This is a genomic window from Streptomyces sp. NPDC053427, from assembly GCF_044544985.1.
Taxonomy (GTDB): domain Bacteria; phylum Actinomycetota; class Actinomycetes; order Streptomycetales; family Streptomycetaceae; genus Streptomyces.
In genome coordinates this window covers 14622-41319 of record NZ_JBITYA010000011.1, presented here as the reverse complement: position 1 = coordinate 41319, position 26698 = coordinate 14622, and the positions used below count along the sequence as shown (strand labels likewise).

Sequence of the window (26698 nt, the reverse complement as noted above, 5' to 3'; positions counted from 1 at the left end):
ACGCACCAAACGGGGGCAACACCATGCAGCATCAGCACGCCTCGTCCGCCACCGGGCTGCATATCCTGGCCCAGTCCGGCCTCCGAGCCCAGTTCGAGTCGCCACACTCCCCGCTCAGCGGTCTCCGCCCAGGCCTGGACCGCGTCGACTTCGTCGAGGACGCGGATCTGACCGCCCCCGGCATCGCCCTCGACCTCCCGGTCCTGATGCCGGTCACCAGCGAATTCCAGGCCGAGGGGCTACGCGTCGTACGGGTCCGCCATCCCCTCGCGCTGCTCGTCGCCGTCACCAACGATGTCTCGGGCCATCAGACGTACTTCGCCATCCGCTGCGGTGCGAACTTTGTGCTCAACCTCGCCATCCCCGGGGAACGCCAGACCGACATGCTGTACGCGCAGTGCCGGGCGCACCGCGTCGCAAGCTCCGTCGACGGCTCCGGCACCTGGCTCCGCTCCGTCCCGGGCGACCACCGCGGCCCTCTGGGTGCGGACGACAGCGGCCACACCGGCTGGGATTCCCACCACGCAGCGGGCGGTACGGCGCGCGGGTTACGGCTCCCGGCGCCCGCCCTGGCCGACCCGGTGACCAGGGCACCGTCGCCGCTCGTCACACCCTCCGTGCCGGCGCGGGGCGCCCTCCCCGATCCGGCCTCCGTAACCGGTCAGCGCCGCACACCCCCACCGCCGCACGACCCGCGGGCTCCGCACCGTCCGCCGCCGCCCGCGCTGCCCGACTGCGACCGGGAACTGCTTCAGGTGCTTTGTACCTCGGCGACCGTGTCGGAGATCGCACGGCGCCATTACTGTTCCGAGCGGTCCATGTACCGCCGTATCCGACGTCTCTACGACGACCTCGGCGTCACCGGTCGGGCCGAGCTGCTCTCACTGGCCGCCGGGTGGGGCCTGGCACCTCCCGTGCCCGCGCACGCCAGCTGACCGTCCCTGCACCTGCCGGCGGAAGAGCCGTCCACGGTCCGGCCGGAGGCCGTCCGGGCGGTCCCGGTGGCCGCCTGCCACCGGGACCGCCGGCCGTTCGCCGCCGTGCCTCCCCGCATCAGCGGATCCCCGCGTCCGCGGTCTCCAGCAGCCGGAAGAAACCGGCCTCCACATCCCCGTCGAGGGCCAGCCCCGACAGCGGCCCCTCGAAGCGGGTGCGCCCGGCCACCAGCACCTGCACCCGATCGCAGACCTGGGCGACCTCCGCGAGCTGATGACTGGCGATCAGTACGGCCACGCCCTCCCCGGCCAGCGAGCGGATGATCCCGCGCATCTCGCGGATACCCACCGGGTCCAGGCCGTTGGTGGGCTCGTCCAGCACGATCAGCCGCGGCTTGGCCAGCAGCGCCACGGCGATCCCCAGCCGCCAGCGCATCCCGAGGGAGTACGCCCCGACCTTCCGGCTGCGCGCATCGGTCATCTTCACCAACTGCAGCGCCGGTTCGATCCACTCCTGCGGCACCCCGCGCAGCTTGGCGTGCACCCGCAGCGTTTCCTCGCCCGTCAACGTCGGCCACAGTCCCGGCACTTCGATCAGCGCGCCGACATCCGCCAGCGACTGCCGCCCCACCGGCCGGTCGAAGATCTCGATCGTGCCCGAGGTCGGCCGCTGCAGTCCCAGCAGCGCCTTCATCAAGGTCGTCTTGCCGGCGCCGTTCGGCCCGAGCAGGCCGTAGACCTCTCCGACCCGGACCGTCAGATCCACGCCGTCCAGGGCGCGGTGCGTGCCGTAGTGCTTGTGCAGCTCACGGATCCTGAGGGCCGTCGGCGTGCGGTCCATCGGCAGTCCGGAGAACCCCGGTGTCGTCGCGGTCATGGTCAGATCTCCTTACGGCTCATGTGCAGGCTGCCGATGATCAGCAGGATCGCCGTCAGCACGGCGGCGAGACCGATGGCCAGAGGGATGGCCGACGGGTCGGTGACCGGACTGTCCTTCGGCAGCGGTACGCCGTTGGGCCCGATCCCGGCCAGCGGCAGCACCACCCGCATCGGCCAGGCGAACGGCACCGCGTACCAGAAGACCTTGTCCGAGATCAGTGCACCGGACAGCAGGCCCGCCACGCCCACCCCGATGCTGGGCCCCATCCCCCACATCACCGCGACCAGCACCGCCAGCGCGGTCATGGACAGCCCCACCAGCCACGGCAGATAGACCGCGGCGACGACCGTGCCCATGGCGTCGGGGAACGTGCCGCTGAGCATCGCGCCGAGCGACAGCATCACCAGCAGGACCGTGGACGAGAGGAAGCCGAGCACGCCCAGCGCGGCCACCTTGCCGACGAAATAGCGCCCGCGCGGCACGCCGTACGACAGCAGCAGCCGCCAGGCGTCCTGGTCGGCGCGGACCGACAGCGCCGCGGCCAGTCCCGCCGTCATCGGCACCAGCACGCCCCAGAACTCCAGCGTCACATTGCGGAACACCTCGAACGTCTGGCCGGCCTTGGCCTCGGAGGAGCCGAGCGACCCCAGGAAGAGCGGGACGGTGATGATGACCGGCGCGAGGAGGTGGTACCAGGGCACGAACCCCCGGCGGTTCCGGGCGAGCTCGGTGCCCAGCACCGTGACGAGCGAGGGGTTGTCGCGTTTTCCCGCGAGAGGCGGGGCGAGGGTGTCGTGTGTCATGCGTTCTCCCACAGATGGCATCCGGTTACGCCCTGTACGTAGCGGCGGACGGCGACTCGGTTCACCGGGCGCTGCGGGAGATCCCGCCGACGCGAGCCGGGAGCCGGGAGCCGGGAGCCGGAAGCCGGGAGCCGCGAGCCGGGAGAAGCGCATCCGCCTACGCGAAGCGGCCCGCCCCGGCAAGACGGGACGGGCCACTTGGGTGAGACGCGTGAGGCAGACGGGGGGCGGCCGGGCTCAGATCTCCTCACCGGAGAGCAGCGGTTCGAACCGTTCGTAGGACGCGTAGTCCCGGAAGTGCCGGGTGTAGAGATCGGCGTCCCGGGTCAGGTCGGTGTCCTCGGCCTCCTTGACGTCGACGATGGTGCGCAGCCGCCAGGTGAGGGTCTCGCCCTGCTCGTTCCGGTAGCTCGTCCCGGCCCGCTGGGCCCAGTGCTCCACCCGCTCCCGCGCGGCCTTCTCGTCCGGCGCGTGCACCAGCAGGAAGTTCTCCTGGAACAGCGGCGGTCGGTCCGCCGCATCGGAGCGTGCCTCCATCAGCACAATCGCCACATGGGGAACGGTCCTGGCTGTCATGCCGGTCATGGCGGACTCCTTGCCCGGTCGGTGTCGGCTCGTAGGGTCGGAATTACCTGTTCCCCACGATCCGTGGATTTCTCCTCCGTCGCTCAGCTGCCGCTCACCCGTTGCTCACTTGTCGAACCGGCGGTCGTTCAGCAGCTTCCACGCCTTGACGTCGTCCTGGTCGCCCGCCTGCTTGCCGGCGTAGATCTGGCCGAGCGAACGGGACAGCCGGTCGGTGGGGAACTCCCTGCGGATGGAGCCCTTCTTGCAGCGGGAGATGAACTTCGCGGCGATCTCGTCGTGGTTGTCGGCGGCGCGGCAGCTCAGCGCGGCCGACACCGTCGTGGCCCGGACGTCCGCGGCACCGGCCGGGGCGAGGGCGGAGGCGCCGGGGGCGACCAGGCCGCCCAGGGCGAGGGTCAGGACTCCGGCGATGAACGCACGGCGCAGCGTCTTCATGGTCTTCCTCCCAGAGCGTGGTGCTGACTGAAGCACCGGACCGCCCGAGCCACGGGGGAGACCCGGCGACCCGGCGCTGGCAACGACCCTTGCACCTCATCCGGCCGGGCAGCGGCGTTGGCAGAGAGGTTGGCAGTCAGCTGTCAGGCGCGCCGCCCCGCAAGCCCGTACTTGCGTGGGAGCCCGCTCCAGCGCCTAGCGTCTGCTACGCGATCGACACCGATCGACACCGGAACTGCCAGGTGATGCGACGGTATGCGATCGGGACACCAGCCGACGAAGGGGAATGCGGTGCGCTACACACTGTTCGGCAGGACCGGCCTGCGGGTGAGCGAGATGTGCCTGGGGGCCATGACCTTCGGCGGAGGCGAGGAAGGGGACTGGGGCGTCGCCAAGGAGGCCGGCGCCCGCATCGTCGACGCCTATACGGACGCGGGCGGCAACTTCATCGACACCGCCAACATCTACACCGGTGGCCGTTCGGAGACGCTTCTCGGTGAACTGCTGGGCGGCCGGCGGGAGCGGCTCGTCCTGGCGACCAAGTTCACTTGCGCGACCCGCACGGGCGATGTGAACTCGGCCGGCAATCACCGCAAGAACCTCGTCCAGTCGGTGGAGGCCAGCCTCGGCCGGCTGCGCACCGACTACCTCGACATCCTGTGGGTGCACGCCCGCGACAACTTCACCCCGGTCGAGGAAACCATGCGGGCGCTGGACGACCTCGTACGCGCCGGAAAGGTGCTCTACCTCGGCGTCTCCGACTGGCCCGCCTGGGAGATCGCGCAGGCCGGCACCCTCGCCGAACTCCGCGGCTGGACCTCCTTCGCCGGCTCACAGCTGCGCTACAACCTGCTGGAGCGCACCCCGGAGCGTGAACTCCTTCCCCAGGCATACGCCTTCGACCAGGCGGTGCTGGCATGGAGCCCGCTCGCGGGCGGCAAGCTCACCGGCAAGTACCGGCAGGGCGGGACGGGCCGGCTGACCGTCGACGGCGCCTACCGCGGCGGCAGCCACGACGAGGAAGCGACCCTCACCGCCGTTCTGGAGATCGCCGAGCAGGGCGGCTGGAGCCCGGCCCAGGTCGCGCTGGCCTGGCTGCGCGGCCGCCCCGGCACCGTCATCCCGATCGTGGGCGCCACCAAGGAATCCCAGCTCGCCGACAACCTCGCCGCCGTGGACGTGGAGCTCGACGCCGATGCCCTGGCCCGGCTCGACGCGGTGAGCGCCGTACCGCTCGGCTTCCCGCACGAGTTCCTGCGCGACGAGCAGGTCCAGCAGACGGTGTACGGCGATCGCCGGGCCGACATCGATGACCGGCGGTCCACGTATCGGCGTACGACGAAGGGGATCCGGTAGGCGGCCGGTCAGCTCCGGTCGCGGGCCTGGCCATGATCCACCGGACCGGCCCCAGGAGGATCCGACCGGGTACGTCGCGCACGTCGTACCCGGTCCGTTCCCCGACGGCCGTCGTCGGGCGCGCTCTCAGGTCAGTCGCTGGATACGGCGGGCCACCCGCGCGTGCTCTCGCAACTTCGTTTCCAGTGCGGGCAGTTGGGGCTCGCCCTGGTCCACCAGGACGCGTCCGGCGACGATCGTGGTCCAGGCGCGGGACGGGCCGCACCGCAGCCAGGCCTCGACCGGGTCGGTGAACGAACCGGCGAGTGCCACCTCATGGGTGTTCCAGACGACGAGATCGCCGCAGGCGCCGGGCCGCAGATGGCCGAGTTCGTCGTCGCGGCCCAGGCAGCGGGCGGAGCCGCGGGTCGCCATGTCGAGGGCGTCGCGGGCGGCCATCGCCGCGGGGCCGCCGCGGTAGCGGGCGAGCAGCAGGGCGCCGCGGGTCTCCATCCACAGCGAGGCGTGATCGGTGGAAGCGGAGCCGTCGCAGCCGATGCCCACCGGCATGCCGAGCTCGCGCATCTCGCGGATGGCGGCCGTGCCGCCGCCGATCAGCATGTTGGAGCTGGGGCAGTGCGCCACGCCGACGCCGGCCGCGGCCAGCCGGGCGCGCTCCTCGTCGTCCGGGTAGATGCAGTGCGCGACCCACGTACGGTCGGTCATCCAGCCGACGGATGCGAAGTACTCGACGGGACGGCAGCCGTGGGTCTCCAGGCAGAACGCGTCCTCGTCCCGGTCCTCGGCGAGATGGGTGTGCAGCCGTACGTCGAGCCGCTCGGCCAGCTCCGCGGTCGCCACCATCAGCTCCTTGGTCACCGAGAACGGCGAGCAGGGCGCCAGCGCGACGCGGATCAGTGCGCCGGGGGAGGGGTCGTGATAGGCCGCCACCAGCCGTTCGCTGTCGGCGAGTACCTCGTCGTCGGTCTGGGTGACGGAGCGCGGTGGCAGTCCGCCGTCCTCGACGGAGCGGGTCATGGAGCCGCGGGTGGCATGGAAGCGGAAGCCGATTTCCTGGGCGGTACGGATCTCCGCGTCGACGAGGCGGGGGCGCGGATGCACATAGAGGTGGTCCATCGACGTCGTGCAGCCGCCCATCAGCAGCTCGGCGATGCCGACGTAGGTGGAGAGATGGACCGCCTCGGCGTCGAGGGCGGACCACAGGGGGTAGAGCGTGGTGAGCCAGTCGAAGAGGGTGCCGTTGACCGCGGGGGCGAAGGAGCGGGTGAGGTTCTGGTAGATGTGGTGATGCGTGTTGATCAGGCCGGGGGTGACCAGGCGGCCGGTGGCGGAGAGCGTGCGCGCCACGCCTTCCGGCTCGGTGCCGGGCCCGCCGACCGCGGCGACGCGGCCGTCGCGGAGGGCGACCCAGCCGCCGGGAATCTCGGTGGCGTCGTCGACGACGAGCAACTGGGCGTCCCTGACGAGCAGGTCGTGGTCGTGGCTGGTGCGGGTGTCGTGGGCTGGCCGGTGCATGCGTGGTTCTCCCGTGGTTGGTGTGCCGACGTGGCACAAGGACTGCACCTGTCGCGCAGTTGCCCTGTACCGGTGTCGTGCGCCGACCCCGGATCGTCACCACTCGCGTAGCGGGCGGGCGGGCGTTGTTCCCCTGGCCGTGCTGCTGGTCGTTCCCGTGGTCGTAGGTCGTGTGCCCGTTATGACGCCTCGGTATGCGGACGGGCGGCCGGCTGGGGTGACCGGCACCAGCTATGTGATCAACAGCGGAAGGCGGACATATGGCAGCCGAAGAGAGAGTGGTCGTGCACCCGCCGCCACGGCCGCCGCTACGGACTCGGCAGCTACGCGCACACCCCCCTCCCCCTGGAACCCACCGCCTGGCCTCGAAAGCGCCGAAGTCCCCTTCCTCGAAGGGGACTTCGGTACCGCGTTCGCCGAGGCCCTGGCACTCGTCCCGGCCTTCCGGCAGGCGCCGCGGGGCCGCCATCTGGCCCACCTCCTGCTGGACGCCGGGCGCCCCCTGGTGGACCCCGACCGGCCGGCCCCGGACCGTTTCGACCACTGGAGCGACCGGAAGGTGCGCGAGACGGCGCTGGGGCACTACCGCGCAATTGACGACGCCCGCTGAAGGGCGCCCGGTAAAGGGCGCCGGCTGACGGAAGTCGACCGGATGAAGCCGATCGAATGACGCTCACTGAATGACGCCCGCTGGCTCACGAGGCGCGTGCCGTGTGCGCCGCGGATTCTCCGATTCGCTCGTTCAACCGGTTTCACCGCTTTCGACGGTTCGCCGCTTTCACCGGTCCGCCGTCCTTACCGGTTCGCCGGTTCTTCGCTTCGCAGGCCCTTCCGGGATTCGTCCGGCAGGGCCTCGAGGAATTGCTGAAGCGCCGCATTGAATTCGGCGGGCCGTTCCAGATTGGGCATATGTGCCGCCTGCGCGATGACCTTGAGCGTGGCATCGGGTACGCGGTCCGCGATGATCCGGGCATCGCTCACGGGCGTGAACTCGTCCTCCTCGCCCACCACGACCAGCGTCGGCACCGCGATGCCCGGCAGCGCATCCGTGTAGTCGCGCCGCTCGGCCCGGCCGCGCAGTGCCGCGGCGGCGCCCTCGGGGGAGGTGCCCTCCATCATCTCCAGGACGTGGCGGGCGACATCCGGCAGCGCCTCGATGTTCCGCGGCGAGACCATCTTGGGCAGCACCTCGTGCGCATAGCCGCTCATGCCCTCGCGCAGCAGGCGATCGGCCGTGGCGCGGCGGACGGCCCTGCCTTCGTCCGTGTCCGCGGCGGCGAAGGTGTCGGCGAGCAGCAGCGCCCGTATCCGCTCCGGGAACTGCCGGTGGAATTCCATGACGATCTGGCCGCCCATGGACAGTCCGCCGAGGACGAACCGCTCGACCCCGATGCCGTCGAGCAGGCCGGCGATGTCCCGTACGAAGGTTTCCAGCCGGGTCTTTCCGGGCGTGACCGAACTCTCGCCGTAGCCGCGGAGATCCGGCGCGACGACCCGCCAGCCGGCCGCCCGGAAATGCTCGATCTGCGGGCGCCACATCGAGCGGTTGAAGGGATGTCCGTGGATGAGGACGAGTGCCTCGCCGTCGCCCGTGTCCTCGTATCCGACAGTGGTCATGGTGCCTGCCCCCTTCTGCGGCGACTGCCGCCCTCTTGACGCTTCGAGGCTATAGAGGACAATCTCTCGGTGCAATGAAAAGCAATCAAAACAATGCGCTCGGTGCAATATGGCAATGTGCGCATACCAGGAGTGGGGCGGCGCCGTGGACGACTATCGCGTGATCGCCGATGAGTTGGCGGCCGCCATCGCATCGGGCCGCCTCCGGCCGGGGGACCGGCTGCCGCCGCTGCGCCGGTACGCACGGCAGCGGGGCATCGCGAGTTCGACGGCGGGGCGGGTGTACCGGGAGCTGACCCGGCGCGGCCTGACGGTGGGTGAGGTCGGACGAGGCACCTTCGTACGGACCGCGGCCCCGGCGACCGAGCCCGCGCTGGCCGAGCCGGGCGGGGCGCGGATCGATCTGGAACTGAACTTCCCGGTGCTTCCCGAGCAGCCGGCCCGGCTCGCCGCGAGCCTCCAACACCTCGTGCACGCCGAGGCGTTGGGCCCTTCCCTCCGTGCGGTCGGCGTGGCGGGCACCGCCCCGGCCCGCCACGCCGCCGCCACGCACCTCGCCCGCGGCGGCTGGACCCCGGACCCCCGCCGGCTCCTCTTCGCGGGCAACGGCAGGCAGGCCATCGCCGCGGCCGTCGCCGCCCTCGTCCCGGCCGGCGAACGCCTCGGCGTCGAAGCGCTCACCTACCCCGTGGTGAAGGGCATCGCCGCCCGTCTCGGCGTCACCCTCGTCCCGCTGGCGATGGACGAACACGGCCTCGTCCCGGAGGCGATCGACGCCGCCCCGCCGCTGCGCGCCGTCTACCTGCAGCCCGCCCTGCACAACCCGCTGGGCATCACCATGCCGGGCCCCCGCCGCGAGCAACTCGCCGAAACCCTGCGCCGGCACGACCTCTTTGCGATCGAGGACGCCATCTACGGCTTTCTCCGCAGCGATCTCCCTCCCCTCGCCGCTCTCGCCCCCGAGCGCACCGTCCTCGTCGACAGCCTTTCCAAGCGTCTCGCCCCCGGGCTGACCCTGGGCTTCGTCGTGCCCCCCGCGGGCCGTACACAGGACTTCGCGACGGCGCTCCGGTCGGGGACCTGGACGGCCGGCGGCTTCGCCCTCGACGCGGCGACCCGCTGGATGACCGACGGCACCGCCGCCGCCGTCGAGGAGGGCAAGCGCCGCGACGCCGCCGCCCGGCAGCGGCTCGCCGCCGAACGCCTGGCCCCGCACGCCGTCCAGGCCGACCCGCGCGCCTACCACCTCTGGTGGCCGCTCCCGGACCCCTGGCGGGCCGACACCTTCGTCGCGGCCGCCGCCCGCCGCGGAATCGCCGTCACCCCTTCGGGCGCCTTCGCCGTCGGCACGGGCCATGTCCCCAACGCCGTGCGCCTGGCCCTGGGCTCCCCGCCCCTCGACGCGCTGGCCGACGCCCTCGGTGCCCTGGCCGAACTGGCCCACGGCACACCGGAGGACGCCGGGGCGGAATAGGGGAGGGGAGCGGGGGAGGGCTCAGTCGGCGGGCGGCCGGTGACCGAGGACGTACAGCTCGGGAAGGTTGACCACGACGGCTTCCTGGGTGCTGCGGGCGATCACCACGACGGCCTCCTCGTCGGGGCTCGGATTCTCCTCGCGGTGGGGGACGTACGGCGGGACGAAGACGTAGTCGCCGGGGGAGGTGCGGAGCCGGATCTCCTCGGGGGTGCCGCCGGAGTCGTCGAGGAAGACGAACTCCGGGTGTCCCTTGACGACATGGATCGCCGTCTCGGAGGCGCCGTGGTGATGGTCGGCGGACGTGGTCCCCGGGGCGACATGGGTCTGCCCCATCCAGATGCGCTCCGAGCCGACCGTCCGCCCGCTGATCGCGGCGAAGCGTCGCATGCCCCCGCTCTGAGCGGTGTCGCCGTCGAGCGCGTCGGCGCGGATGTGGTGCAGCCGGGCGCGCAGCGGCGGGGAGCCGCCCGCGGCGTCGTCCGGGAGGTCGGGGTGGAACGCGTCGTGCGACGTCATGGGAATCCTGCTCGTCGGGTCGGTCAGGAGGTGCGGTGCCCATTGTCCGCTCCGGCCGGTGCCCACCCTCGGCGACCGGCCGGACGCCGCTCCGTACCGTGGCCCGGGGCCGGCTACTTCACCGACCCCGCCATGATCCCCTGCACGAACTGCCGCTGGAACGCGAAGAACACGATCAGCGGCACGATCAGGGAGAGGAACGCGCCGGGCGCCAGCACCCCGATGTTGCTGCCGAACTGCCGCATCTGCGACTGCAGGGCGACCGTCAGCGGCTGCGAGTCGTTGTCCGCGAAGAGCAGGGCGACGAGCATGTCGTTCCACACCCACAGGAACTGGAAGATGGCCAGGCTGGCGATGGCGGGCCGGCCCAGCGGCAGGACGAGCTGGGAGAAGATCCGCCACTCCCCGCCGCCGTCCATCCTGGCCGCCTCCAGCATCTCCTTGGGGATCTCCGCGAAGAAGTTGCGGAGCAGGAAGATGGCGAAGGGCAGGCCGTAGGCGGTGTGGAAGAGGACCACGCCGGGGATCGAGCCGAACAGCCCGAGCGCGCCGAACATCTTGGCCACCGGCAGCAGTCCGATCTGGACCGGCACCACCAGCATCGCGACGACCAGCAGGAAGATCCAGTCCCGGCCGGGGAAGTCCAGCCAGGCGAAGGCGTATCCGGCCAGCGCGGCGATCACGACGACCAGGACGGTGGTGGGCACCGAGATCAGCACGGTGTTCCAGAAGGCCTGGACGATGCCCGAGTCCTTCAGCAGCGCCGAGTAGTTGTCGAACGACAGCTGGCCCGGGGCGGTGAACGCCTGCCACCAGCCGCCGCTCGCATTCGCCTCCTCCGACCGCAGGGAGGAGAGGAAGAGCCCGGCGGCGGGGGTGAGCCAGACCAGGCCGACAATGAGCAGGACGGCCTGGATCAGGCTGCTGCTGAGCCGCTTCGCCGGCCGCGCCGTCTTTCGCCCGCGCGGCGCGGCGGCTTGCTGGACGGTGGTCATGACTGGCTCCTGCGGAAACGTCGGATGTTGAGGGCCATGGCCGGGACCACCAGAAGCAGCAGCAGGACTCCGAGGGCGCTGCCCAGTCCCTGGTTGTTGCCGCCGCCGAAGGAGACCAGCCACATCTGCAGGGCCAGCACATTGGCGTCCTGCTGCACGGGGCCGGGGGCGATGATGTAGACGAGGTCGAAGACCTTCATCACATTGATCACCATGGTCACGAACACCACGCCCAGCGCGGGCGCGAGCAGCGGCACGGTGATCCGGCGGAACACCTGCCACTCGTTCGCCCCGTCCATCCGGGCGGCCTCCAGGACATCCCGCGGCATCGCGGAGAGCCCCGCGCCGATCAGGACGAGGGAGAAGCCGGTCCAGATCCACATGTACGCACCGATGATGGCGGGCGTGATCAGCGCCGGGCCGAGCCAGGAGATGCCCTCGTAGGGCGGGGCGAAGTCCTGGGCGGGCAGACGGACGGTGTACGCGCCGGACTTCAGGCCGGTCAGCCGGTAGGAGCCGTCCGGCCCGGTCGTGCCGTGGGCCGCCACCTTCCCGTGCGGATCGACGGCCTCGACGGCGAGCCGGGGCAGGCCGCGTTCGGTGCGGTCCACGACGCCGGGCCTGCCGCCGCCACCGGGCGTGAAGTCGAGAAAGACCACGCCGCGCAGTTCACCCTTGGCGGCCGGGGCGTTGCCGGCCTTCGCGGCGGGTGCGGCCTCCTTGGGCATGTCCTTGGGCGCCACGCCCACCAGACCGAGGTCGACGGTGCTGCCCGCCGCCGCGCTCCGGGCCGTCGTGTACGAGCCGTCGTGCCCCTTGACCAGCAGCCGGTCGCCGATGCGCGTCTTGGCGGTCGGGAAGGAGGCGGCCTCGCCCTGGAAGCTGTCGTGGATGCCGACGGTGACGGCGTTGAGGACGCCACGCTGCGGATCCTGCTCGTAGGCGAGCCGGAAGATGATGCCGGCGGCGAGGAAGGAGATCGCCATCGGCATGAACATCAGCAGCTTGAACGCCGTCTTCCAGCGGATTTTCTCCGTCAGTACGGCAAGGACCAGGCCGAGTCCGGTCAGCAGCGCGGGGGCGAAGACCACCCAGATCGCGCTGTTCCGGATGGCACGGAGGGTGGCCGGGTCCTGGAACATCTCGGTGTAGTTGTCGGCACCGACGAAGGTGGTGCCCGAGGCGTCGTACAGGCTGCGTACGACGGAGAACACGATGGGGTACGCGACCAGCGCGCCCAGCAGCAACAGCGCGGGCAGCAGGAAGAGGGCCGCGATCCGGCGGCGGCGTCGGACGGCACGCCGCCCGGGGGCGCCGGCCCGGCCGGACGTGGCGTCCGGCGGGCCGGGCCGGGTGCCGCGCGCCTCGGCGGGCGGCACCTCGGAAGTGATGACTGGCATGGCAGGGCCCCTTAGCTGCGGTACGCCTTGGCCGCGGCGGCCTCGAGCTGGTGAGCCGTGGCCTTGGCGTCGGAGGGGTCGCGCAGGAAGTCCTGGAGCACCTTCCATTCGCCGGCGCCCTGGGTGCCGCCGAAGGCCGCGGGCGCCTGGTCGGACATGTCGAACCGTACGGAGTTTCCGGCGGCCGTCAGCGACGCGGCCGCCTTGCGGGTGACCTGGTCGTGGTAATCGCCCGCGGGGACGTTCTTGTTGGGCGAGAGGTAGCCGCCCGCCTTGGCCCAGATGCCCGCCGCCTCCGGCGTGGCCAGGTACTTCACCAGCTCCATCGCGGCCTTCCGGTTCTTCCCGGCCTTCAGCACCACGGCCGCGTCACCGCCGCTGACCACCGGCGCCTTGCCGCCGTCGACCGAGGGGAACGGGAAGAACTTGGCGTCCTTGCCGACCTCCTTGTGGAGCTCGTCCTTCACCAGCGCGCCGACGAAGTCGCCCTCGTAGACCATGGCCGCCCCCGGCTGGGGGCCGAAGACCTGCTGGACGGACTCGGGGAAGTCGGTGCGCAGCGCGCCCGAACCGCCGCCGGCCACCAGGTTCTTGTCACCGAAGAGCTTGCCCAGGGTGGTCAGCGCCTTGACCACGCTGGGATCGGTCCAGGGGATCTTGTGGGCGGCGAGCTTGTCGTACTTCTCGGCACCGGCCTGCGAGAGATAGATGTTCTCGAACCAGTCGGTGAGCGGCCAGCCCGCCTCGCCCGCGACGGAGAAGGCCGGCACGCCCGAATCGGAGAGCGTACGGCCGGACTTCAGCAGGTCCTGGTACGTCGCGGCGGGCTTGACCCCGGCCTGGGCGAACGCGTCCGGGCTGTACCAGACCGTCGACTTGTGGGAGGCCTTGAAATACAGGCCGTAGTAGGTCTTGTCGACCGTGCCGTAGTCCTTCCACACCTGCGCGTAGTTCTTCTCGGCCTGGGCGTCGATCTCCTTGGAGAGGGGCGCCAGCCAGCCCTTCTTGGCGAACTGCTGGAGCACGCCGACCTGGGGGACCATCACCACATCGGGGGCGTTGCCGCCCTCGATCTGGCTGCCGACGACGGTCGAGACGTTGTCGCCGGTGGAGGCGAACGTGACCTTGGCGCCGGTCTTCTCGGAGAACGCGTCCAGCACCTTCTTGAAGTTCTTCTGCTCCACGCCGGTCCAGACCCCGGCGACGGTCAGCGACTGGCCGCTGAGCTCCTGCTTCCCGCCACCGGCGGAGACGTTGCCGCCGCATGCGGTCGCGGTGAGCGCGAGGCCGAGCACGGCGGCGCCGGATATGGCGGTGCGGGCGGTGCGCAGGGGACGCGCGGGGAGGTGTCTCATGGTGGGATTCCCATCGGTCGGAGCGGTCGGAGCGGTCGGAGGAGCGGTCGGAGCCGGCGGAACTAGCTGGGGTCGGGGGTGTGCATCCACCAGGCCGCGGTGGCGCCGGGGAGCGTGCCCGCGGGGCAGTCGCCGCTGGCCAGGAGGGGGGTGCCGGGTACGGGGGCGGGCACCGGTTGGGTGCCGAAGTTCATTGCGCACACCAGGCCGTCCCCGCGGACGAAGGCCAGCACCTCGGGCGGGCTCTGCAGCCAGCGCAGCGTGCCCTCGCCGAGCTGGGGGAGCGTACGGCGCAGCTGCAGCGCCTCGCGGTACAGGTGCCAGAAGGACCCGGTGTCGGCCAGCGCCCGGTCCGCGGTGTGCTCGGCGAACCATGCGGGCTGCGGCAGCCAGGTCCCCGCGCCGTCGGTGCCCGCGCCGTCCGTCGCCGCGCCGCCGGTCGCCGGGCCGAAGCCGAACGGGGCGGTCCCGCCCGACCACGGCAGCGGCACCCGGCACCCGTCCCGGACGTGCTGCCGGCTGCCCGTGCGGTGGAAGATCGGGTCGGTGAGGACCTCGTCCGGCAGGTCGTCGACCTCGGGCAGGCCCAGCTCCTCGCCCTGATAGACATACGCGGCCCCGGGCAGCGCGAGCATCAGCAGCGCGGCCGCGCGGGCCCGTGCCGCGCCCACCCCGCTCGCCTCGCCGCCGGGCCCCGTCGCGTACCGGGTGACGGTCCTGACCTGGTCGTGGTTGTTGAGCACCCAGGTGACGGTGGAGCCGGTGCTCGCGATGTCGGTCAGCGCCTCGGTGATGACCTTGCGGAAGACCTCGACGTCCCAGGGCGCGGTCAGCAGATGGAAGAAGAACGCCTGGTGCAGCTCGTCGGCCCGGACATAGGCGGCCTGTTCGCTCGGCGTGCGCACCGAGACCTCGCCGACCAGCAGCCGGTCGTGGCCGTCCCGGGCCGTGTACTCCTCGCACAGCGCCCGCCAGCCGCGCCACACGTCGTGGACCTCGGGCTGGTTCCAGGCCAGCGGGTTGACCGAGTCGCGGGTGCGCTCATCGGCCGACGGGTCGGGGGAGTCGGGGAGTTCGGGGTGCTTGAACAGGCCCGCGGCCACGTCGATACGGAAGCCGTCGACGCCGCGGTCCAGCCAGAAGCGCAGCACCTTCTCGAAGTCCGCGCTCACCTCGGGATTGCGCCAGTTCAGATCGGGCTGCTCGGGCGTGAACATGTGGAGGTACCACTGGCCGGGCCTGCCCTCCTCGTCCGTGACCCGGGACCAGGCGGGTCCGCCGAACATCGCCCGCCAGTTGTTGGGCGGCAGATCGCCGTTCGGCCCGCGTCCGTCCGCGAAGTGGAAGAGCGACCGGAACGGTCCGCCGGGCTCCTCCTCCAGGGCGGTACGGAACCACGGGTGCTCGCTGGAGCAGTGGTTGGGCACGATGTCCAGGAGCACCTTGAGGCCCAGCCGGTGGGCGTCGGCCACCAGGAGGTCGAATTCGGCGAGATCGCCGTAGGCGGGGTCCACGTCGCGGTAGTGAGCCACGTCGTAGCCGTGGTCGTGCTGCGGCGAGGGGTAGAACGGGCTGAGCCACAGGCCGTCCACCCCGAGCTTCTTGAGGTACGGCAGCCCGGTCCGTACGCCCGCCAGATCGCCGATGCCGTCACCGGTGGTGTCGCGGAAGCTGCGCACATACACCTGGTAGATGACCGCATCGCGCCACCAGCGCTGTGCCGTGTCCGATGCCGTGTCCCGGGCGGTATCCGGCGCGGTGTCCGGTGCCAGCGAGGGAGAGGGTGCGAGTCCGACCGAGGGGCCGTTCCCTGCCGAGGCTGTGAGCATCTGCCGTGATCCCGTTCTTACCTGAGCATGCCGAAGCGGCCTGCAGTTCGCCGGTCAGTTCGTTGGTATGCATGCATGTTAAGTAGGCGTGTCATTTGAGTGTCAATGAAGAGGCCGAAAATGACAGAGAGATGCCCGAGTTTGTTGAGATATAAGAAGGCGACGATCTCCTGCGGCCTACTTAACGTGTAACTAGAAGGCAGAAGTTGATCAACTGCGACTGACGAGGGCCCCGAGCTCCCGGCTCAGCCGCGCCACCGTCGCATCGGTGCTCCGCCCGTGCACCAGCGCGTCGTGCATCACGGCCTGCACCGCCAGGCTCACCTGGTCGTACCGGGGGCTCTTGAGGCGCGGCCGGGCCGTCAGCACGCTCCGCTTCAGCGTCGGCAGATACGGGAAGCGCCGCACCAGCCGCGGCTCCCCGTACAGATCGGCCCATACGGGCGGCAGCGCCCCCTCGGTCAGCACCCGGCGCTGCACCGGCTCGGACGTCAGATAGGAGATCAGATCGGCGGCCGACTTCTGGTGCCGCGAGTGGCTGTTGACCGCCAGATTGGAGCCGCCCAGCACGCTGGAGCCGGGGCCGTCGGGGCCCGGCAGCGGCACCGTGCCGACCTTGCCCGCCACCTTCGACGCCCCGGGGTGGGCCAGTGCGTACGCATACGGCCAGTTCCGCAGGAACAGCAGCTTGCCGTCCTGGAAGGCCTGCCGGGACTCCTCCTCCTTGAACGCCAGCGCCCGCCGCGGGATCCATCCCTCGCGCACCCCGTCGAGGAGGAAGGCCAGCCCCCGGCGCGCCGCCGCGGAGTCCACCGTGACCCGCGCGCCCTCGCCCGCCAGCACCGTGCCGCCCGCCGACTGCACCGCCTCGGTGACATTGGCGGTCAGCCCCTCGTACGGCAGGAACTGTCCGGCGTAACCGTCCAGCCCGTACTTGGGCGCGACCGTCTTCGCCAGCCGCTTCAACTCCGCCCAGGTGCGCGGTGGTCGGACGCCTTCCCGGTCGAGCACGTCCTTGCGGTAGTACAGAAGTCCGGCATTCGTGACATACGGGACGGCGTACAGCCGCCCTCCGAAGGTGGCCGTGTCCACCACCGGCGGCAGGAAGTGGCGCAGCGGGAACCGCCGCCCGTCCACCGGGCTGATCCAGCCCGCGGCCGCGAACTCCGACGTCCACGCCACATCGATGTTCAGCACATCGAAGCGGTCGCTGCCGGAGCGCAGCTCGCTGGCCATCTGGGCGCGCACCTCGTCGGCGGCGTCCGGCAGCTCGACCAGCGTCACCCTCTCCCGGGGATGCCGGTCGTTCCAGCCGTCGAGCACCCCGCGCAGATAGCCGGTGAGGTCGCCGCCGGTCACCAGCGTGAGCGGGCCGCGCCCGTCCGCGTCACCGCGCGGCTCGCCGGCCTGCGCACCCGCCATGCCCGCACACAGCAGCGAACACACGAGCAGGGCCCGGCCCACGGCACGCTTCCACCGCATGGGCTCCTCCTCGCGCCTGCGCCGACGGGTCAGCGGCCCGACGGCAGGCCCCCTGTATACCTGTTAGCCATGCAGGGATACTAGGGCCTGGCCCCGATCCACCGGACGGGCCGCAGATCCCGCAGCGAGAGCTGCGGAAATGCAGGAAGAGCTGCAGGAACGGACGGCTCTGCAGGAATATACGACGGCGAACCGGCCCCCGGCCGGACGAGTTCAGCCGGCCGGCAGGTGCGTACCGGCAACCACGGGCGGAGAGGGAGAGGGAAGGCGTGCGGCTGCCACTCCTCGCGCTGTTGGTCGGCGGACCCGCACACGGCTATGAACTCAAGCAGGCCCTTGAGAACCTCCTGGGCGCGGCATACCCTCAGCCGAACGTCGGCCAGATCTACGTCACCCTGGGCAGGCTCGAGAAGGCGGGCCTGATCGAGGGGGAGGACGTCGAGCAGTCGGATCGCCCGAACAAACGCATCTACCGGATCACCGCGGCGGGACGCGAAGCGGTGGACGCGTGGTTCGAGGAATCCACCGCCGAACCGCGGGTGCGGGACGAGTTCTTCATGAAGCTCGCCCTGGCCCCGTACACCGGGACTGCCGACCAGATCGCCCTGATCAACAAGCAGCGCCGGCACTACCTCAACACCATGCGCGACCTGTCGAAACTCGCCGCGGCCGAAGATCGCGGCAACCGGGTCGCGCAACTGCTGATCGAGGGCGCGATGCTGCATCTGCAGGCGGACCTCGACTGGCTGGAGCGCTGCCAAGAGGAGTTGGAATGAGGCGGGACGAGCCGTCCGGTGCGATAGCCGGCCCGACATCCGGCCCGGCACCGGATCCGATACTGCGGGCGGTCGGCCTGGTCAAGACCCACCGGCCGGAGGGCGCCGCGCCGGTCCATGCCGTGCGGGGCGTCGACCTGACCGTCGAACGCGGCGAATTCGTCGCCGTCACCGGCCCCTCCGGAGCCGGCAAGTCCACCCTCCTCCACCTCCTCGGCGGCCTCGACCGGCCCGACAGCGGCGCCCTCTGGCTCGACGGCCGCAGGGTCGACTCCGTCAGCGAAGCGCGCTGGGCGGTGCTGCGCCGCAACCACATCGGCATCGTCTTCCAGTTCTTCAACCTCGTCTCCAACCTCACCGTCGCCGACAACGTCGAACTCCCCGCACTGCTGGCCGGCCGCTCGCCGAAGAAGGCCCGCGCGGACCGCGCGGAGCTGCTCGATGAGCTGGGCCTGACGGGCAAGGAGAACTGCACGCCCGGTGAGCTCTCCGGCGGCGAACAGCAGCGCGTCGCGCTGGCCCGCGCCCTGGTCAACGCCCCCAGCCTGCTGCTCGCCGACGAACCCGCGGGCAGCCTGGACAGCAAGGGCACCCGGGAGGTGCTGCGCCTGCTGACCCGATTCCACCGGCGCGGCCAGACCATCCTGCTGGTCACCCATGACGCCCGGATGGCGAGCGCCGCCGACCGGGTGATCAGCTTCTTCGACGGCCAGGTGGCCGACGAGGTGAACCTGGGCGGCGGCCGCACCGGCGCCGATGTGACCGACGTCCTCAGGCTGAAGGGCTGACGCGTGCGAGCGGCGGCACGCTGGACCCACGCACACCTCAGAGCGCACCGCGCGGCCGCGGTGCTCATCGTGCTGGCCACGGCCGGGATCACCGTCTCGCTGCTGCTGGCCACCGCCCTGTTCGCCTACGCCACCGACCCCTGGCAGCGGGTCTTCACCCAGTCCTCCGGCGCCCACGTCTGGATCCACACCCAGGCCGACGCGCCCGCCGCCTCACTGGCCCGCCTGGACGAGGTACGCGCCGCATCCGGCCCCTTCCGTACGGTCCGCACGACCGCAAGCCTCCGACTCGGCGGCTCCAAGGCGACGCTGGAGCTGCGCGGCGCACCGGCGCTGCCCACCACCGCCGTCCCGCAGATCGCCGCGGGCCGCTGGCTCGACCCGGCCACCGACAGGGGCACCGCCGCGGGCACCGACCGGGGCATCGTCCTGGACAGCTCGGTGGCCCGCGCGATGTGGGCCAAGCCGGGCGACTCCCTCGCGCTGAGCGGCTTCCGCGCGCCCCTGCGGGTGGTGGGCGTCGCGGACACCGCCGAGGCCGGCTTCCGCGCGGGCGAGACACCGGGCGTCGCCTGGGTACTGCCCGCCACGCTCGCCGCCTCGGACGCCGGCCCCGACCAGCGCGGCCGGACCATCGGCCTGCGCCTCGCGGACCCGGCGGACACCGACTACGTCGTCCAACGCGCGGTCACCCGGCTCGGCGCCGACCAGATCACCGACGTCTCCACCTGGCGGCAGGCCAAGGCCGAGGCCGCGGGCGACAACCAGCTCCTGGGGCGGCTGCTCGCCCTGTTCGGCCTGGGCGCGCTGTGCGCCGCGGCCCTGGCGGTGGGCGGCGCGATCAGCACCCGGGTCCGCGGGCACCTGCGGGACATCTCCGTCCTCAAGGCCATCGGCTTCACCCCCGGCCAGGTGGTCCGCATGTTCCTCGCCCTCCACCTGGGCTTCGCGCTGCTCGGCGGCGCACTCGGCGCGCTGCTCACCCCGACGCTCGGCCCGCTCGCCCCCGGCCGCATCGGTGAGGCGCTGGCCCTGTGGCAGGACCTTCCCGAACACACCTGGCTGTTCTTCGCCGTCCCCGCCGGCGTGGTGGTCTTCATCGGCTCGGCGACCTGGCTGGCCGCGTGGCGGGCCGGACGGGTCCCACCGGTGCCCGTCGCCCGTGCCGCCGTCCCCTCCGGCCGCCGGGTGTCGGGCTCCACCCGGCGCGCGCTCGGCCTCCGTATCCCACCGGCCGTCGTACTCGGCTGGCGCGGCGCCTTCCACCGCCCGCTGCGCTCCGCGTCGGCGGTGGCCCGGCTGGCCGTCCCGTTCCTCCTCATCACCATCGCCCTCGGCGCCTGGGCCACCGTGAACCGCTTCACCGCCCACCCCGAGCACGTCGGCCTGCCCGCCGCCCTCACGGCACGCTCCGACAGCCTCGGCGAGCGGGACCTCCGCGGACTCCTCACCGCACAACCCCAGGTGACCGCCTACCCGGGCGCCGAGGTCCAGGCCCTCGTACCGGGCCAGACCGGCACCATCACCCTGCGCGGCCTCGGGACCGACGCGCACCCCTACCCGTTCACCCTCGTGGAGGGACGCGCCGCCCACGGCCCCGACGAGGCGATCGCCGGGCAGGGCCTGCTCGATCTCCTCGACGCCCAGGTCGGCGACTGGGTACGGATGACCGTCGCCGGACAGCCGCACGTCCTGCACATCGTCGGCCGCAGCATCGAACCGGCCGACGGCGGCCGGGTCATCTCCACCGCCCTGGACACCCTCCGCGACGGCGCCACGGCGCTGCACCCCGACTTCTACAACCTGGTCCTCCACCACGGCACCGACCCCGCCACGGTCCGCGACGCCCTGACCGACGCGTCCGCCGGCCGCATCGAAGTACGCGAGATCCCCAACCCCGCCGATCAGCTCTCCGCCGTCCGCGCCGTCATCATCGGCCTGATCGCGGTCCTGGTACTGATCGGCCTGGCCGAGCTGTCGACCACGGTCGCCGCCGGAGTACGCGACCGCGGCCGCGACCTCCTCGCCCTGCGGGCCGTCGGCCTGACCCCACGCCAGATCGCCGCCGTGATCGTCGCCGCGACCGTCTTCATCGCCCTGGCCGCCGTCCTGCTGGGCACCGTACTCGGCGTCTCCGCCGCCGAATGGCTCATCGACCTCCAGGGCCGTATCAGCGGCTGGGGCACGGGAATCGCCCAGCGCCCGGCGCTGCGCACCCTGGTGCTGGTCGACGCGGGCGCGGTGCTGGTCGCGGGTGCGGTCTCGTTGCTGCCGGCGGTTCGTGTGGCGCGTCGCCGACTGGCGGACTCGGCGAGCGCGGGGCTGTAGGCGGGGGCCGCTCACCCCGCCCTCCCGCCCCGCCCCACCTCCCCGTCCCGCCCGCTGACCCAGTCGGGTAGAGCTTCACTGGTCTGGACCTCCGGAGTTATCCACAGGCCTGGCCCGGGTGTTCGAGGCCGCGTAACGTGACGAGGCATGAAGATCCTGATCAGCGCGGACATGGAAGGCGCAACGGGCGTGACCTGGCCCGCCGATGTGCTGCCGGGGACGCCGCAGTGGGAGCGCTGTAGGCATATGTTCACCTCCGATGTGAACGCGGCGATCGTCGGGTTCTTCGACGGCGGGGCCGATGAGGTGCTCGTCAACGAAGCCCACTGGACGATGCGCAATCTGCTGCTGGAGCAGCTCGACGAGCGGGTGCAGATGCTCACCGGGCGGCATAAATCGCTCAGCATGGTCGAGGGCGTCCAGCATGGCGATGTCGACGGGATCGCCTTCGTCGGCTATCACACCGGCGCGGGGACGGAGGGGGTCCTCGCCCATACGTATCTGGCGAATTCGCTCACCGGGGTCTGGGTCGACGGCACCCGGGCGAGCGAGGGGTATCTCAATTCCCTTGTGGTGGCCGAATACGGGGTGCCGGTGGTGCTGGTCACCGGGGACGACCGGACCTGTCAGGACGCGCTCGGGTATGCGCCGGACGCGCCCGGGGTGGCGGTCAAGGACTATGTGTCGCGCTATGCCGCGGTGTGCCGGCCCCCGGCCCGGACGGCGGCCGACATCCGGGCGGCGGCGCGGTCGGGAGCGGCGCTGGCGGTGCGGCACGAGCCGGTGCGGCGCGGTCCGTACCGCTTCGAGATGGAATTCGACGCGGAGCATCTGGTGGGTGCGGCGACGTGCGTGCCCGGCGTGGAGCGCAGCGGAGAGCGCCGCGTCGCGTATACCAGTCAGAACATGTACGAAGCCATCCGGTGCTTCAAGGCGGTCACCACCGTCGTCTCGTCCGCCGTGGAGGAACAATATGGCTGACCATCAGGCCGACCGCAGCAGACCCGGCCACACCGCTTCCGCCGCCCCCGTCGATCCCGTCAGCCGGCAGGCACTGGACGAGGTCGTGCAGTTCACCTCCGAGCTGATCCGTATCGATACGAGCAATGCGGGTGACGGCGCGTGCCGGGAGCGCCCGGCCGCCGAGTATGTCGCCGAGCGGCTGGCCGGGGCCGGTCTCGAGCCGACGCTGCTCGAACGGACCAGGGGCCGTACGAACGTCGTCGCCCGGATCGCCGGCACGGACCCGTCGGCCGATGCCCTGCTGGTGCACGGCCATCTGGACGTGGTGCCGGCCGAGCCCGCCGACTGGAGCGTGCACCCGTTCTCCGGGGAGGTGCGCGACGGCGTGATCTGGGGCCGCGGCGCGATCGACATGAAGAACATGGACGCCATGGTGCTCGCGGTCGCCCGCGAGTGGGCGCGCGCGGGGGTCCGGCCGCGGCGCGACATCGTGCTGGCCTTCACCGCGGACGAGGAGGCCAGCGCCCACGACGGTTCGGGATTCCTCGCAGACCACCACGCCGGGCTCTTCGAGGGCTGCACCGAAGGCATCAGCGAGTCCGGGGCGTTCACCTTCCACGCGGGCGGCGGCATGCGGCTGTACCCGATCGCGGCGGGGGAGCGCGGCACGGCCTGGCTGAAGCTGACCGCCCATGGGCAGGCAGGCCATGGCTCCAAGGTCAATCACGCCAACGCCGTCAGTCGGCTGGCCGCCGCCGTGGCGCGGATCGGCGAGCACAGCTGGCCGGTCCGGCTCACCCCGACCGTACGGGCCGCGCTCCGCGAACTGGCCGCGCTGCACGCCATCGACGTCGATGTCGCGGCGCCCGATGTCGACATCGATGCGCTGCTGAGCAAGCTCGGAGCGTGCGCCAAGCTGGTCGAGCCGACGGTCCGCAACAGCGCCAACCCGACGATGCTGGAGGCCGGGTACAAGGTCAATGTGATCCCGGGCAGCGCCCTTGCCTATGTGGACGGCCGGGTCGTCCCCGGTGGCGAGGCCGAGTTCCGTACGACCATGGACGCCCTCACCGGACCCGAGGTGACCTGGGACTACCACCACGGCCAGGTCGCCCTCGAGGCCCCGCTGGACTCCCCGACCTATGCCGCGATGCGGGCCTCGGTCGAGCGGTTCGACCCGCAGGGCCATGTCGTCCCGTACTGCATGTCCGGTGGCACGGACGCCAAGCAGTTCTCCCGGCTGGGCATCGTCGGCTATGGCTTCTCGCCGCTCAAGCTGCCGGAGGGCTTCGACTATCAGGCGCTGTTCCACGGCGTGGACGAGCGGGTGCCGGTCGAGGCCTTGCACTTCGGCGTTCGGGTACTCGACGACTTCCTGAGACAGGCTTAGGACGGCGGGCGGGCAGACTGCGGCTGGACGAAGGCAGGAGCAGGGCAGGCGCAGAGAAGGAGCAGAGAAGGAGCAGGGCACGGGCAGGGCACGAGCGGAGCAGGAACAAGACCGCAAGACGGCAGCAAGTGGGCAGGTAGAGGGCGGGCACCAGGGTGGTGTCCGGCTAAGGAGGAACGTCAGCATGGTGACCACGGCCCCCTACGGCGCCTGGCCGTCCCCGATCGACGCCCGGACGGTTGCCGCCCATGACGGCCGTCTGGCCTTCGTCGGCGTGGTCGGCGACGAGGTCTGGTGGACCGAGCCGCGGCCCGCTGAGGGCGGCCGGCGGGCACTGGTCCGCAGACGCCCGGACGGCGCGGTGTGGTCGGTGCTGCCCGAGCCCTGGAACGTCCGCAGCCGGGTACTGGAGTACGGCGGTCAGCCCTGGGCCGGTACGGTCACCGAGCGCGGCCCCCTCGTGGTCTTCAGCAACTTCGCCGACCAGCGGTTGTACGCCTACGAGCCGGACGGCGGCGGCGCCCCGCGCCCGCTCACCCCGCTGTCCGAGGTCGGCGACGGCCTGCGCTGGGTCGACCCCGTACTGCGCCCGGAGCTGGGCGAGGTGTGGTGCGTGCTGGAGGAGTTCACCGGGGACCGGCCTACGGATGTGCGCAGGGTGATCGCCGCCGTGCCGCTGGACGGATCCGCGGCCCAACATCGCGAGTCCGTACGGGAGTTGAGCGATGACCGACACCGTTTCGTCACCGGTCCCCGGGTCTCGCCGGATGGTGGGCGGGTGGCCTGGATCGCCTGGGACCATCCCCACATGCCCTGGGACGGCACGCTGGTGATGCTGGCCCGGATCACCGCCAAGGGGGAGTTCGACGAGGTCCGGCCGCTGGTCGGGGACCTTGGGCCCGGCACGCCGGGCGGCGGCGGGGCCGGGGAATCGGTCGCGCAGATCGAATGGGCCGCCGACGGCACGCTGCTCTTCGTCTCCGACCGCGGCGGCTGGTGGCAGCCGCGGCGCATCGACCCCGACGGCGGGGGTCCCGCAGGCCGGGCCGAGCCGGGATCGGGGGAGGACGCCGGGGCGGCGGCCGGGCGGGCGCTGTGCCCGGCGCGGCAGGAGGAGTTCGGCGGCGCGCTGTGGACCGTCGGGCAGCGCTGGTTCCTGCCCTTGGAGAACGGCACCCTCGCCGTCATCCACGGCCGTGGCACCACCACCCTGGGCATTCTCGACCCGGTCTCCGGTGAGCTGGTCGACTCGGTGGGGCCCTGGACGGAATGGGCTTCCAGCCTCGCCGTCCACGGCAGCCGCATCATCGGCATCGCCGCCGGCCCGCACAGCTCGCACGAGATCGTCGAGCTGGACGCCTGCACCGGCCGCGCCCGGGTGATCGCCGCCGGCCACACCGACCCGGTGGCCCCGGCCTACTACCCCACGCCGGAGATCCGCACCTTCACCGGCCCCGGCGGCCGGGACGTCCACGCGCACATCTATCCGCCGCACCACCCCGAACATGTGGGCCCCGAGGGCGAGTTGCCGCCGTACGTGGTGTGGGCGCACGGCGGCCCGACCGGCCATTCCCCGCTGGTGCTCGACCTGGAGCTGGCGTATTTCACCTCCCGCGGCATCGGCGTCGCCGTGGTCAACTACGGCGGTTCGACGGGCTACGGCCGGGAGTACCGCGAGCGGCTGCGCGGCGCGTGGGGCGTGGTGGACGTCGAGGACTGCGCGGCCGTCGCGCGCTCGCTGGCCGACGAGGGCAGCGCCGACCGCGCGCGGCTGGCGATCCGCGGCGGCAGCGCCGGCGGCTGGACGACCGCCGCCTCGCTCACCGCCACCGACGTCTACGCCTGCGGCACGATCAGCTACCCGATCCTGGACCTGGCCACCTGGGCGGCCGGTGGGACCCATGACTTCGAATCGCAGTATCTGGAATCGCTGGTCGGCCCGTTCGCCGAGGTTCCCGACCGCTACCGCGAGCGTTCGCCGCTGCACCACGCGGACCGGATCGCCGCGCCGTTCCTGCTGCTCCAGGGCATGGACGATGTGATCTGCCCGCCGGTGCAGTGCGACCGGTTCCTCACCGAGGTCACCGGGCGCGGCATACCGCATGCGTATCTCGCCTTCGCCGGTGAGGGCCACGGCTTCCGTCGCGCGGAGACCATCGTCCGCGCGGTGGAGGCCGAACTGTCCCTCTACGCCCAGACCTTCGGCTTCACCCGCGACGACATCCCGGTACTGGAGCTGCGCACATGACGGTAACGAGGGCGATCCGGCCGCCGCGCCTGCGGCCGGGCGACCGGGTGGCGGTCGTCGCGCCCAGCGGTCCGATCGTGCCGGAGCGGCTGGACTGCGGGCTGGATGTGCTGCGTGGCTGGGACCTCGACCCGGTGGCCGCGCCCCATGTCCGGGGTGCTCACCCGGCGTTGGGTTATCTCGCTGCCGCCGATGCGGACCGCGCCCGCGATCTCCAGGAGGCGTGGTGCGACCCGTCGGTCAAGGCGGTGTTCGCGGCGCGCGGCGGCTACGGCGCCCAGCGGATGGTGGATCTGCTGGACTGGGCCGCCATCCGGGCCGCCGCCCCCAAACCGCTGGTCGGCTTCAGCGATGTGACGGTGCTGCACGAGGCGTTCGCGGTGCGCGCCGGGGTGGCGACGCTGCACGGCCCGGCGGTCGCGGGAGAGGTGTTCCTCAAGGACGACGCCACGCGGGAGGCGCTGCGGCGCACGCTGTTCGCACCGGAGTCCGTCCGTACGGTGGTCTCGGCCTCCGCCCGGCCGCTGGTGCCGGGGCGGGCCCGCGGGATCACCGTGGGCGGCTGTCTGACGATGCTCGCCACGGAGCTGGGCACGCCGCACGCCCGGCCCGGAGCGGCGGGCGGCCTTCTGCTGCTGGAGGACGTGGGGGAGTCGCCGTACCGCATCGACCGGGCGCTGACCCAACTGCTGCGCGCCCGCTGGCTGGACGGCGTCGCCGGAATCGTCCTCGGCTCCTGGGCGGGCTGCGGGCCGTACGACCGGGTGCGGGAGGTGCTGGTGGACCGGCTGGGCGGGCTGGGCGTGCCGGTGGCCGAGGAGTTCGGGTTCGGGCACGGCGACTCGGCGCTGACGCTGCCCCTGGGGGTACGGGCGGAGCTGGATGCGACGGCCGGCACGCTGATGTTCGAGACGCCGGCGCTGACCTGAACGCCTGGGGGACTGCGACATTTCCCGACGTCGGAAGGCAGTGAACTGGCCGCGTACGGCCATGAATTGACCGGAGAGGACAGCCAACTGACT

Annotated in this window: 23 protein-coding genes; 11 read left to right on the top strand and 12 right to left on the bottom strand. The window is 71.8% G+C overall.

What is annotated here, in order from left to right; all coding sequences use genetic code 11:
• Positions 1–23: 23 nt before the first annotated feature.
• On the top strand, positions 24–935 hold the full coding sequence (locus tag ACIGWZ_RS28510; protein ID WP_400069553.1) for a hypothetical protein: 912 nt from the start codon (positions 24–26) through the stop codon (positions 933–935).
• A gap of 118 nt (positions 936–1053) precedes the next feature.
• On the opposite strand, the gene ACIGWZ_RS28505 is transcribed toward ACIGWZ_RS28510, so the two are convergent.
• From ACIGWZ_RS28505 to ACIGWZ_RS28490, 4 genes are all read right to left on the bottom strand, one after another.
• Positions 1054–1812, bottom strand: a complete 759-nt coding sequence (locus ACIGWZ_RS28505) for an ABC transporter ATP-binding protein (protein WP_400069551.1) — start codon at positions 1810–1812, stop codon at positions 1054–1056.
• A gap of 2 nt (positions 1813–1814) precedes the next feature.
• Positions 1815–2618, bottom strand: a complete 804-nt coding sequence (locus tag ACIGWZ_RS28500) for an ABC transporter permease (RefSeq protein WP_400069549.1) — start codon at positions 2616–2618, stop codon at positions 1815–1817.
• 237 nt (positions 2619–2855) lie between these two features.
• On the bottom strand, positions 2856–3203 hold the full coding sequence (locus tag ACIGWZ_RS28495; protein ID WP_400069547.1) for a DUF4288 domain-containing protein: 348 nt from the start codon (positions 3201–3203) through the stop codon (positions 2856–2858).
• A 105-nt stretch (positions 3204–3308) separates the two neighbouring features.
• On the bottom strand, positions 3309–3641 hold the full coding sequence (locus ACIGWZ_RS28490; RefSeq protein WP_400069545.1) for a hypothetical protein: 333 nt from the start codon (positions 3639–3641) through the stop codon (positions 3309–3311).
• A 291-nt stretch (positions 3642–3932) separates the two neighbouring features.
• Here ACIGWZ_RS28490 and ACIGWZ_RS28485 point away from each other — a divergent pair, with 291 nt between their 5' ends.
• Entirely contained in the window at positions 3933–4997 is a 1065-nt protein-coding gene (locus ACIGWZ_RS28485) for an aldo/keto reductase (RefSeq protein WP_400069543.1), read from the top strand.
• 126 nt (positions 4998–5123) lie between these two features.
• Here the strand turns inward: ACIGWZ_RS28485 and ACIGWZ_RS28480 are convergent, their stop codons facing one another.
• Complete coding sequence (locus ACIGWZ_RS28480; RefSeq protein WP_400069541.1) at positions 5124–6512, bottom strand: 8-oxoguanine deaminase; 1389 nt, start codon at positions 6510–6512, stop codon at positions 5124–5126.
• Between the two features lie 181 nt (positions 6513–6693).
• Between ACIGWZ_RS28480 and ACIGWZ_RS28475 the strand changes: the two genes are divergently transcribed.
• Positions 6694–7122 carry a hypothetical protein gene (locus ACIGWZ_RS28475; RefSeq protein ID WP_400069538.1) on the top strand — a complete coding sequence of 143 codons (429 nt, stop codon included), beginning with the start codon at positions 6694–6696 and terminating at the stop codon, positions 7120–7122.
• A gap of 185 nt (positions 7123–7307) precedes the next feature.
• Here the strand turns inward: ACIGWZ_RS28475 and ACIGWZ_RS28470 are convergent, their stop codons facing one another.
• Entirely contained in the window at positions 7308–8129 is an 822-nt protein-coding gene (locus tag ACIGWZ_RS28470; protein WP_400069537.1) for an alpha/beta fold hydrolase, read from the bottom strand.
• 115 nt (positions 8130–8244) lie between these two features.
• On the opposite strand from ACIGWZ_RS28470, the gene ACIGWZ_RS28465 reads away from it, so the two are divergent.
• Positions 8245–9603, top strand: a complete 1359-nt coding sequence (locus ACIGWZ_RS28465) for a PLP-dependent aminotransferase family protein (protein WP_400069535.1) — start codon at positions 8245–8247, stop codon at positions 9601–9603.
• A 21-nt stretch (positions 9604–9624) separates the two neighbouring features.
• On the opposite strand, the gene ACIGWZ_RS28460 is transcribed toward ACIGWZ_RS28465, so the two are convergent.
• The 6 genes from ACIGWZ_RS28460 to ACIGWZ_RS28435 all read right to left on the bottom strand — a co-directional run bounded on the left by ACIGWZ_RS28460 (position 9625) and on the right by ACIGWZ_RS28435 (position 17183).
• Positions 9625–10122 (bottom strand): cupin domain-containing protein, encoded by a 498-nt coding sequence (locus ACIGWZ_RS28460; protein ID WP_400069532.1) that lies wholly within the window; start codon positions 10120–10122, stop codon positions 9625–9627.
• 113 nt (positions 10123–10235) lie between these two features.
• Positions 10236–11117, bottom strand: a complete 882-nt coding sequence (locus ACIGWZ_RS28455) for a carbohydrate ABC transporter permease (protein ID WP_400069530.1) — start codon at positions 11115–11117, stop codon at positions 10236–10238.
• Positions 11114–12517 carry an ABC transporter permease subunit gene (locus ACIGWZ_RS28450; protein ID WP_400069528.1) on the bottom strand — a complete coding sequence of 468 codons (1404 nt, stop codon included), beginning with the start codon at positions 12515–12517 and terminating at the stop codon, positions 11114–11116. The genes ACIGWZ_RS28455 and ACIGWZ_RS28450 overlap by 4 nt, the downstream gene beginning before the upstream one ends.
• 11 nt (positions 12518–12528) lie before the next feature.
• Positions 12529–13872, bottom strand: a complete 1344-nt coding sequence (locus tag ACIGWZ_RS28445) for an ABC transporter substrate-binding protein (RefSeq protein WP_400069526.1) — start codon at positions 13870–13872, stop codon at positions 12529–12531.
• A 62-nt stretch (positions 13873–13934) separates the two neighbouring features.
• On the bottom strand, positions 13935–15701 hold the full coding sequence (locus ACIGWZ_RS28440; protein ID WP_400069524.1) for a glycoside hydrolase family 13 protein: 1767 nt from the start codon (positions 15699–15701) through the stop codon (positions 13935–13937).
• A gap of 210 nt (positions 15702–15911) precedes the next feature.
• Positions 15912–17183, bottom strand: a complete 1272-nt coding sequence (locus ACIGWZ_RS28435; protein ID WP_400069522.1) for an ABC transporter substrate-binding protein — start codon at positions 17181–17183, stop codon at positions 15912–15914.
• A 269-nt stretch (positions 17184–17452) separates the two neighbouring features.
• Here ACIGWZ_RS28435 and ACIGWZ_RS28430 point away from each other — a divergent pair, with 269 nt between their 5' ends.
• The 7 genes from ACIGWZ_RS28430 (at position 17453) to ACIGWZ_RS28400 (ending at position 26605) form a co-directional block, all read left to right on the top strand.
• Positions 17453–17959 (top strand): PadR family transcriptional regulator, encoded by a 507-nt coding sequence (locus ACIGWZ_RS28430; protein WP_400069520.1) that lies wholly within the window; start codon positions 17453–17455, stop codon positions 17957–17959.
• Complete coding sequence (locus ACIGWZ_RS28425) at positions 17956–18747, top strand: ABC transporter ATP-binding protein (protein WP_400069518.1); 792 nt, start codon at positions 17956–17958, stop codon at positions 18745–18747. Before ACIGWZ_RS28430 ends, ACIGWZ_RS28425 begins: the two co-directional genes overlap by 4 nt.
• Before the next feature lie 3 nt (positions 18748–18750).
• Positions 18751–21075: an FtsX-like permease family protein gene (locus ACIGWZ_RS28420; RefSeq protein ID WP_400069516.1), complete on the top strand. Its 2325-nt coding sequence runs from the start codon at positions 18751–18753 to the stop codon at positions 21073–21075.
• 147 nt (positions 21076–21222) lie between these two features.
• Complete coding sequence (locus ACIGWZ_RS28415; protein ID WP_400069514.1) at positions 21223–22056, top strand: M55 family metallopeptidase; 834 nt, start codon at positions 21223–21225, stop codon at positions 22054–22056.
• Positions 22049–23428 (top strand): M20/M25/M40 family metallo-hydrolase, encoded by a 1380-nt coding sequence (locus tag ACIGWZ_RS28410; RefSeq protein WP_400069512.1) that lies wholly within the window; start codon positions 22049–22051, stop codon positions 23426–23428. Before ACIGWZ_RS28415 ends, ACIGWZ_RS28410 begins: the two co-directional genes overlap by 8 nt.
• Positions 23429–23612: 184 nt before the next feature.
• A complete protein-coding gene (locus ACIGWZ_RS28405; protein WP_400069510.1) occupies positions 23613–25676 on the top strand; it encodes a prolyl oligopeptidase family serine peptidase in 2064 nt (687 codons plus the stop codon).
• Entirely contained in the window at positions 25673–26605 is a 933-nt protein-coding gene (locus ACIGWZ_RS28400; protein WP_400069508.1) for an LD-carboxypeptidase, read from the top strand. Before ACIGWZ_RS28405 ends, ACIGWZ_RS28400 begins: the two co-directional genes overlap by 4 nt.
• The last annotated feature ends 93 nt before the right edge of the window (positions 26606–26698 follow it).

Coding starts and splice junctions, on each gene's coding strand:
- ACIGWZ_RS28500 (WP_400069549.1), bottom strand. CDS start 2,618: ATGACACACGACACCCTCGCCCCGCCTCTCGCGGGAAAACGCGACAAC.
- ACIGWZ_RS28445 (WP_400069526.1), bottom strand. CDS start 13,872: ATGAGACACCTCCCCGCGCGTCCCCTGCGCACCGCCCGCACCGCCATA.
- ACIGWZ_RS28450 (WP_400069528.1), bottom strand. CDS start 12,517: ATGCCAGTCATCACTTCCGAGGTGCCGCCCGCCGAGGCGCGCGGCACC.
- ACIGWZ_RS28460 (WP_400069532.1), bottom strand. CDS start 10,122: ATGACGTCGCACGACGCGTTCCACCCCGACCTCCCGGACGACGCCGCG.
- ACIGWZ_RS28475 (WP_400069538.1), top strand. CDS start 6,694: ATGACGCCTCGGTATGCGGACGGGCGGCCGGCTGGGGTGACCGGCACC.
- ACIGWZ_RS28410 (WP_400069512.1), top strand. CDS start 22,049: ATGGCTGACCATCAGGCCGACCGCAGCAGACCCGGCCACACCGCTTCC.
- ACIGWZ_RS28470 (WP_400069537.1), bottom strand. CDS start 8,129: ATGACCACTGTCGGATACGAGGACACGGGCGACGGCGAGGCACTCGTC.
- ACIGWZ_RS28505 (WP_400069551.1), bottom strand. CDS start 1,812: ATGACCGCGACGACACCGGGGTTCTCCGGACTGCCGATGGACCGCACG.
- ACIGWZ_RS28465 (WP_400069535.1), top strand. CDS start 8,245: ATGTGCGCATACCAGGAGTGGGGCGGCGCCGTGGACGACTATCGCGTG.
- ACIGWZ_RS28405 (WP_400069510.1), top strand. CDS start 23,613: ATGGTGACCACGGCCCCCTACGGCGCCTGGCCGTCCCCGATCGACGCC.
- ACIGWZ_RS28440 (WP_400069524.1), bottom strand. CDS start 15,701: ATGCTCACAGCCTCGGCAGGGAACGGCCCCTCGGTCGGACTCGCACCC.
- ACIGWZ_RS28480 (WP_400069541.1), bottom strand. CDS start 6,512: ATGCACCGGCCAGCCCACGACACCCGCACCAGCCACGACCACGACCTG.
- ACIGWZ_RS28435 (WP_400069522.1), bottom strand. CDS start 17,183: ATGCGGTGGAAGCGTGCCGTGGGCCGGGCCCTGCTCGTGTGTTCGCTG.
- ACIGWZ_RS28425 (WP_400069518.1), top strand. CDS start 17,956: ATGAGGCGGGACGAGCCGTCCGGTGCGATAGCCGGCCCGACATCCGGC.
- ACIGWZ_RS28455 (WP_400069530.1), bottom strand. CDS start 11,117: ATGACCACCGTCCAGCAAGCCGCCGCGCCGCGCGGGCGAAAGACGGCG.
- ACIGWZ_RS28510 (WP_400069553.1), top strand. CDS start 24: ATGCAGCATCAGCACGCCTCGTCCGCCACCGGGCTGCATATCCTGGCC.
- ACIGWZ_RS28400 (WP_400069508.1), top strand. CDS start 25,673: ATGACGGTAACGAGGGCGATCCGGCCGCCGCGCCTGCGGCCGGGCGAC.
- ACIGWZ_RS28415 (WP_400069514.1), top strand. CDS start 21,223: ATGAAGATCCTGATCAGCGCGGACATGGAAGGCGCAACGGGCGTGACC.
- ACIGWZ_RS28495 (WP_400069547.1), bottom strand. CDS start 3,203: ATGACCGGCATGACAGCCAGGACCGTTCCCCATGTGGCGATTGTGCTG.
- ACIGWZ_RS28490 (WP_400069545.1), bottom strand. CDS start 3,641: ATGAAGACGCTGCGCCGTGCGTTCATCGCCGGAGTCCTGACCCTCGCC.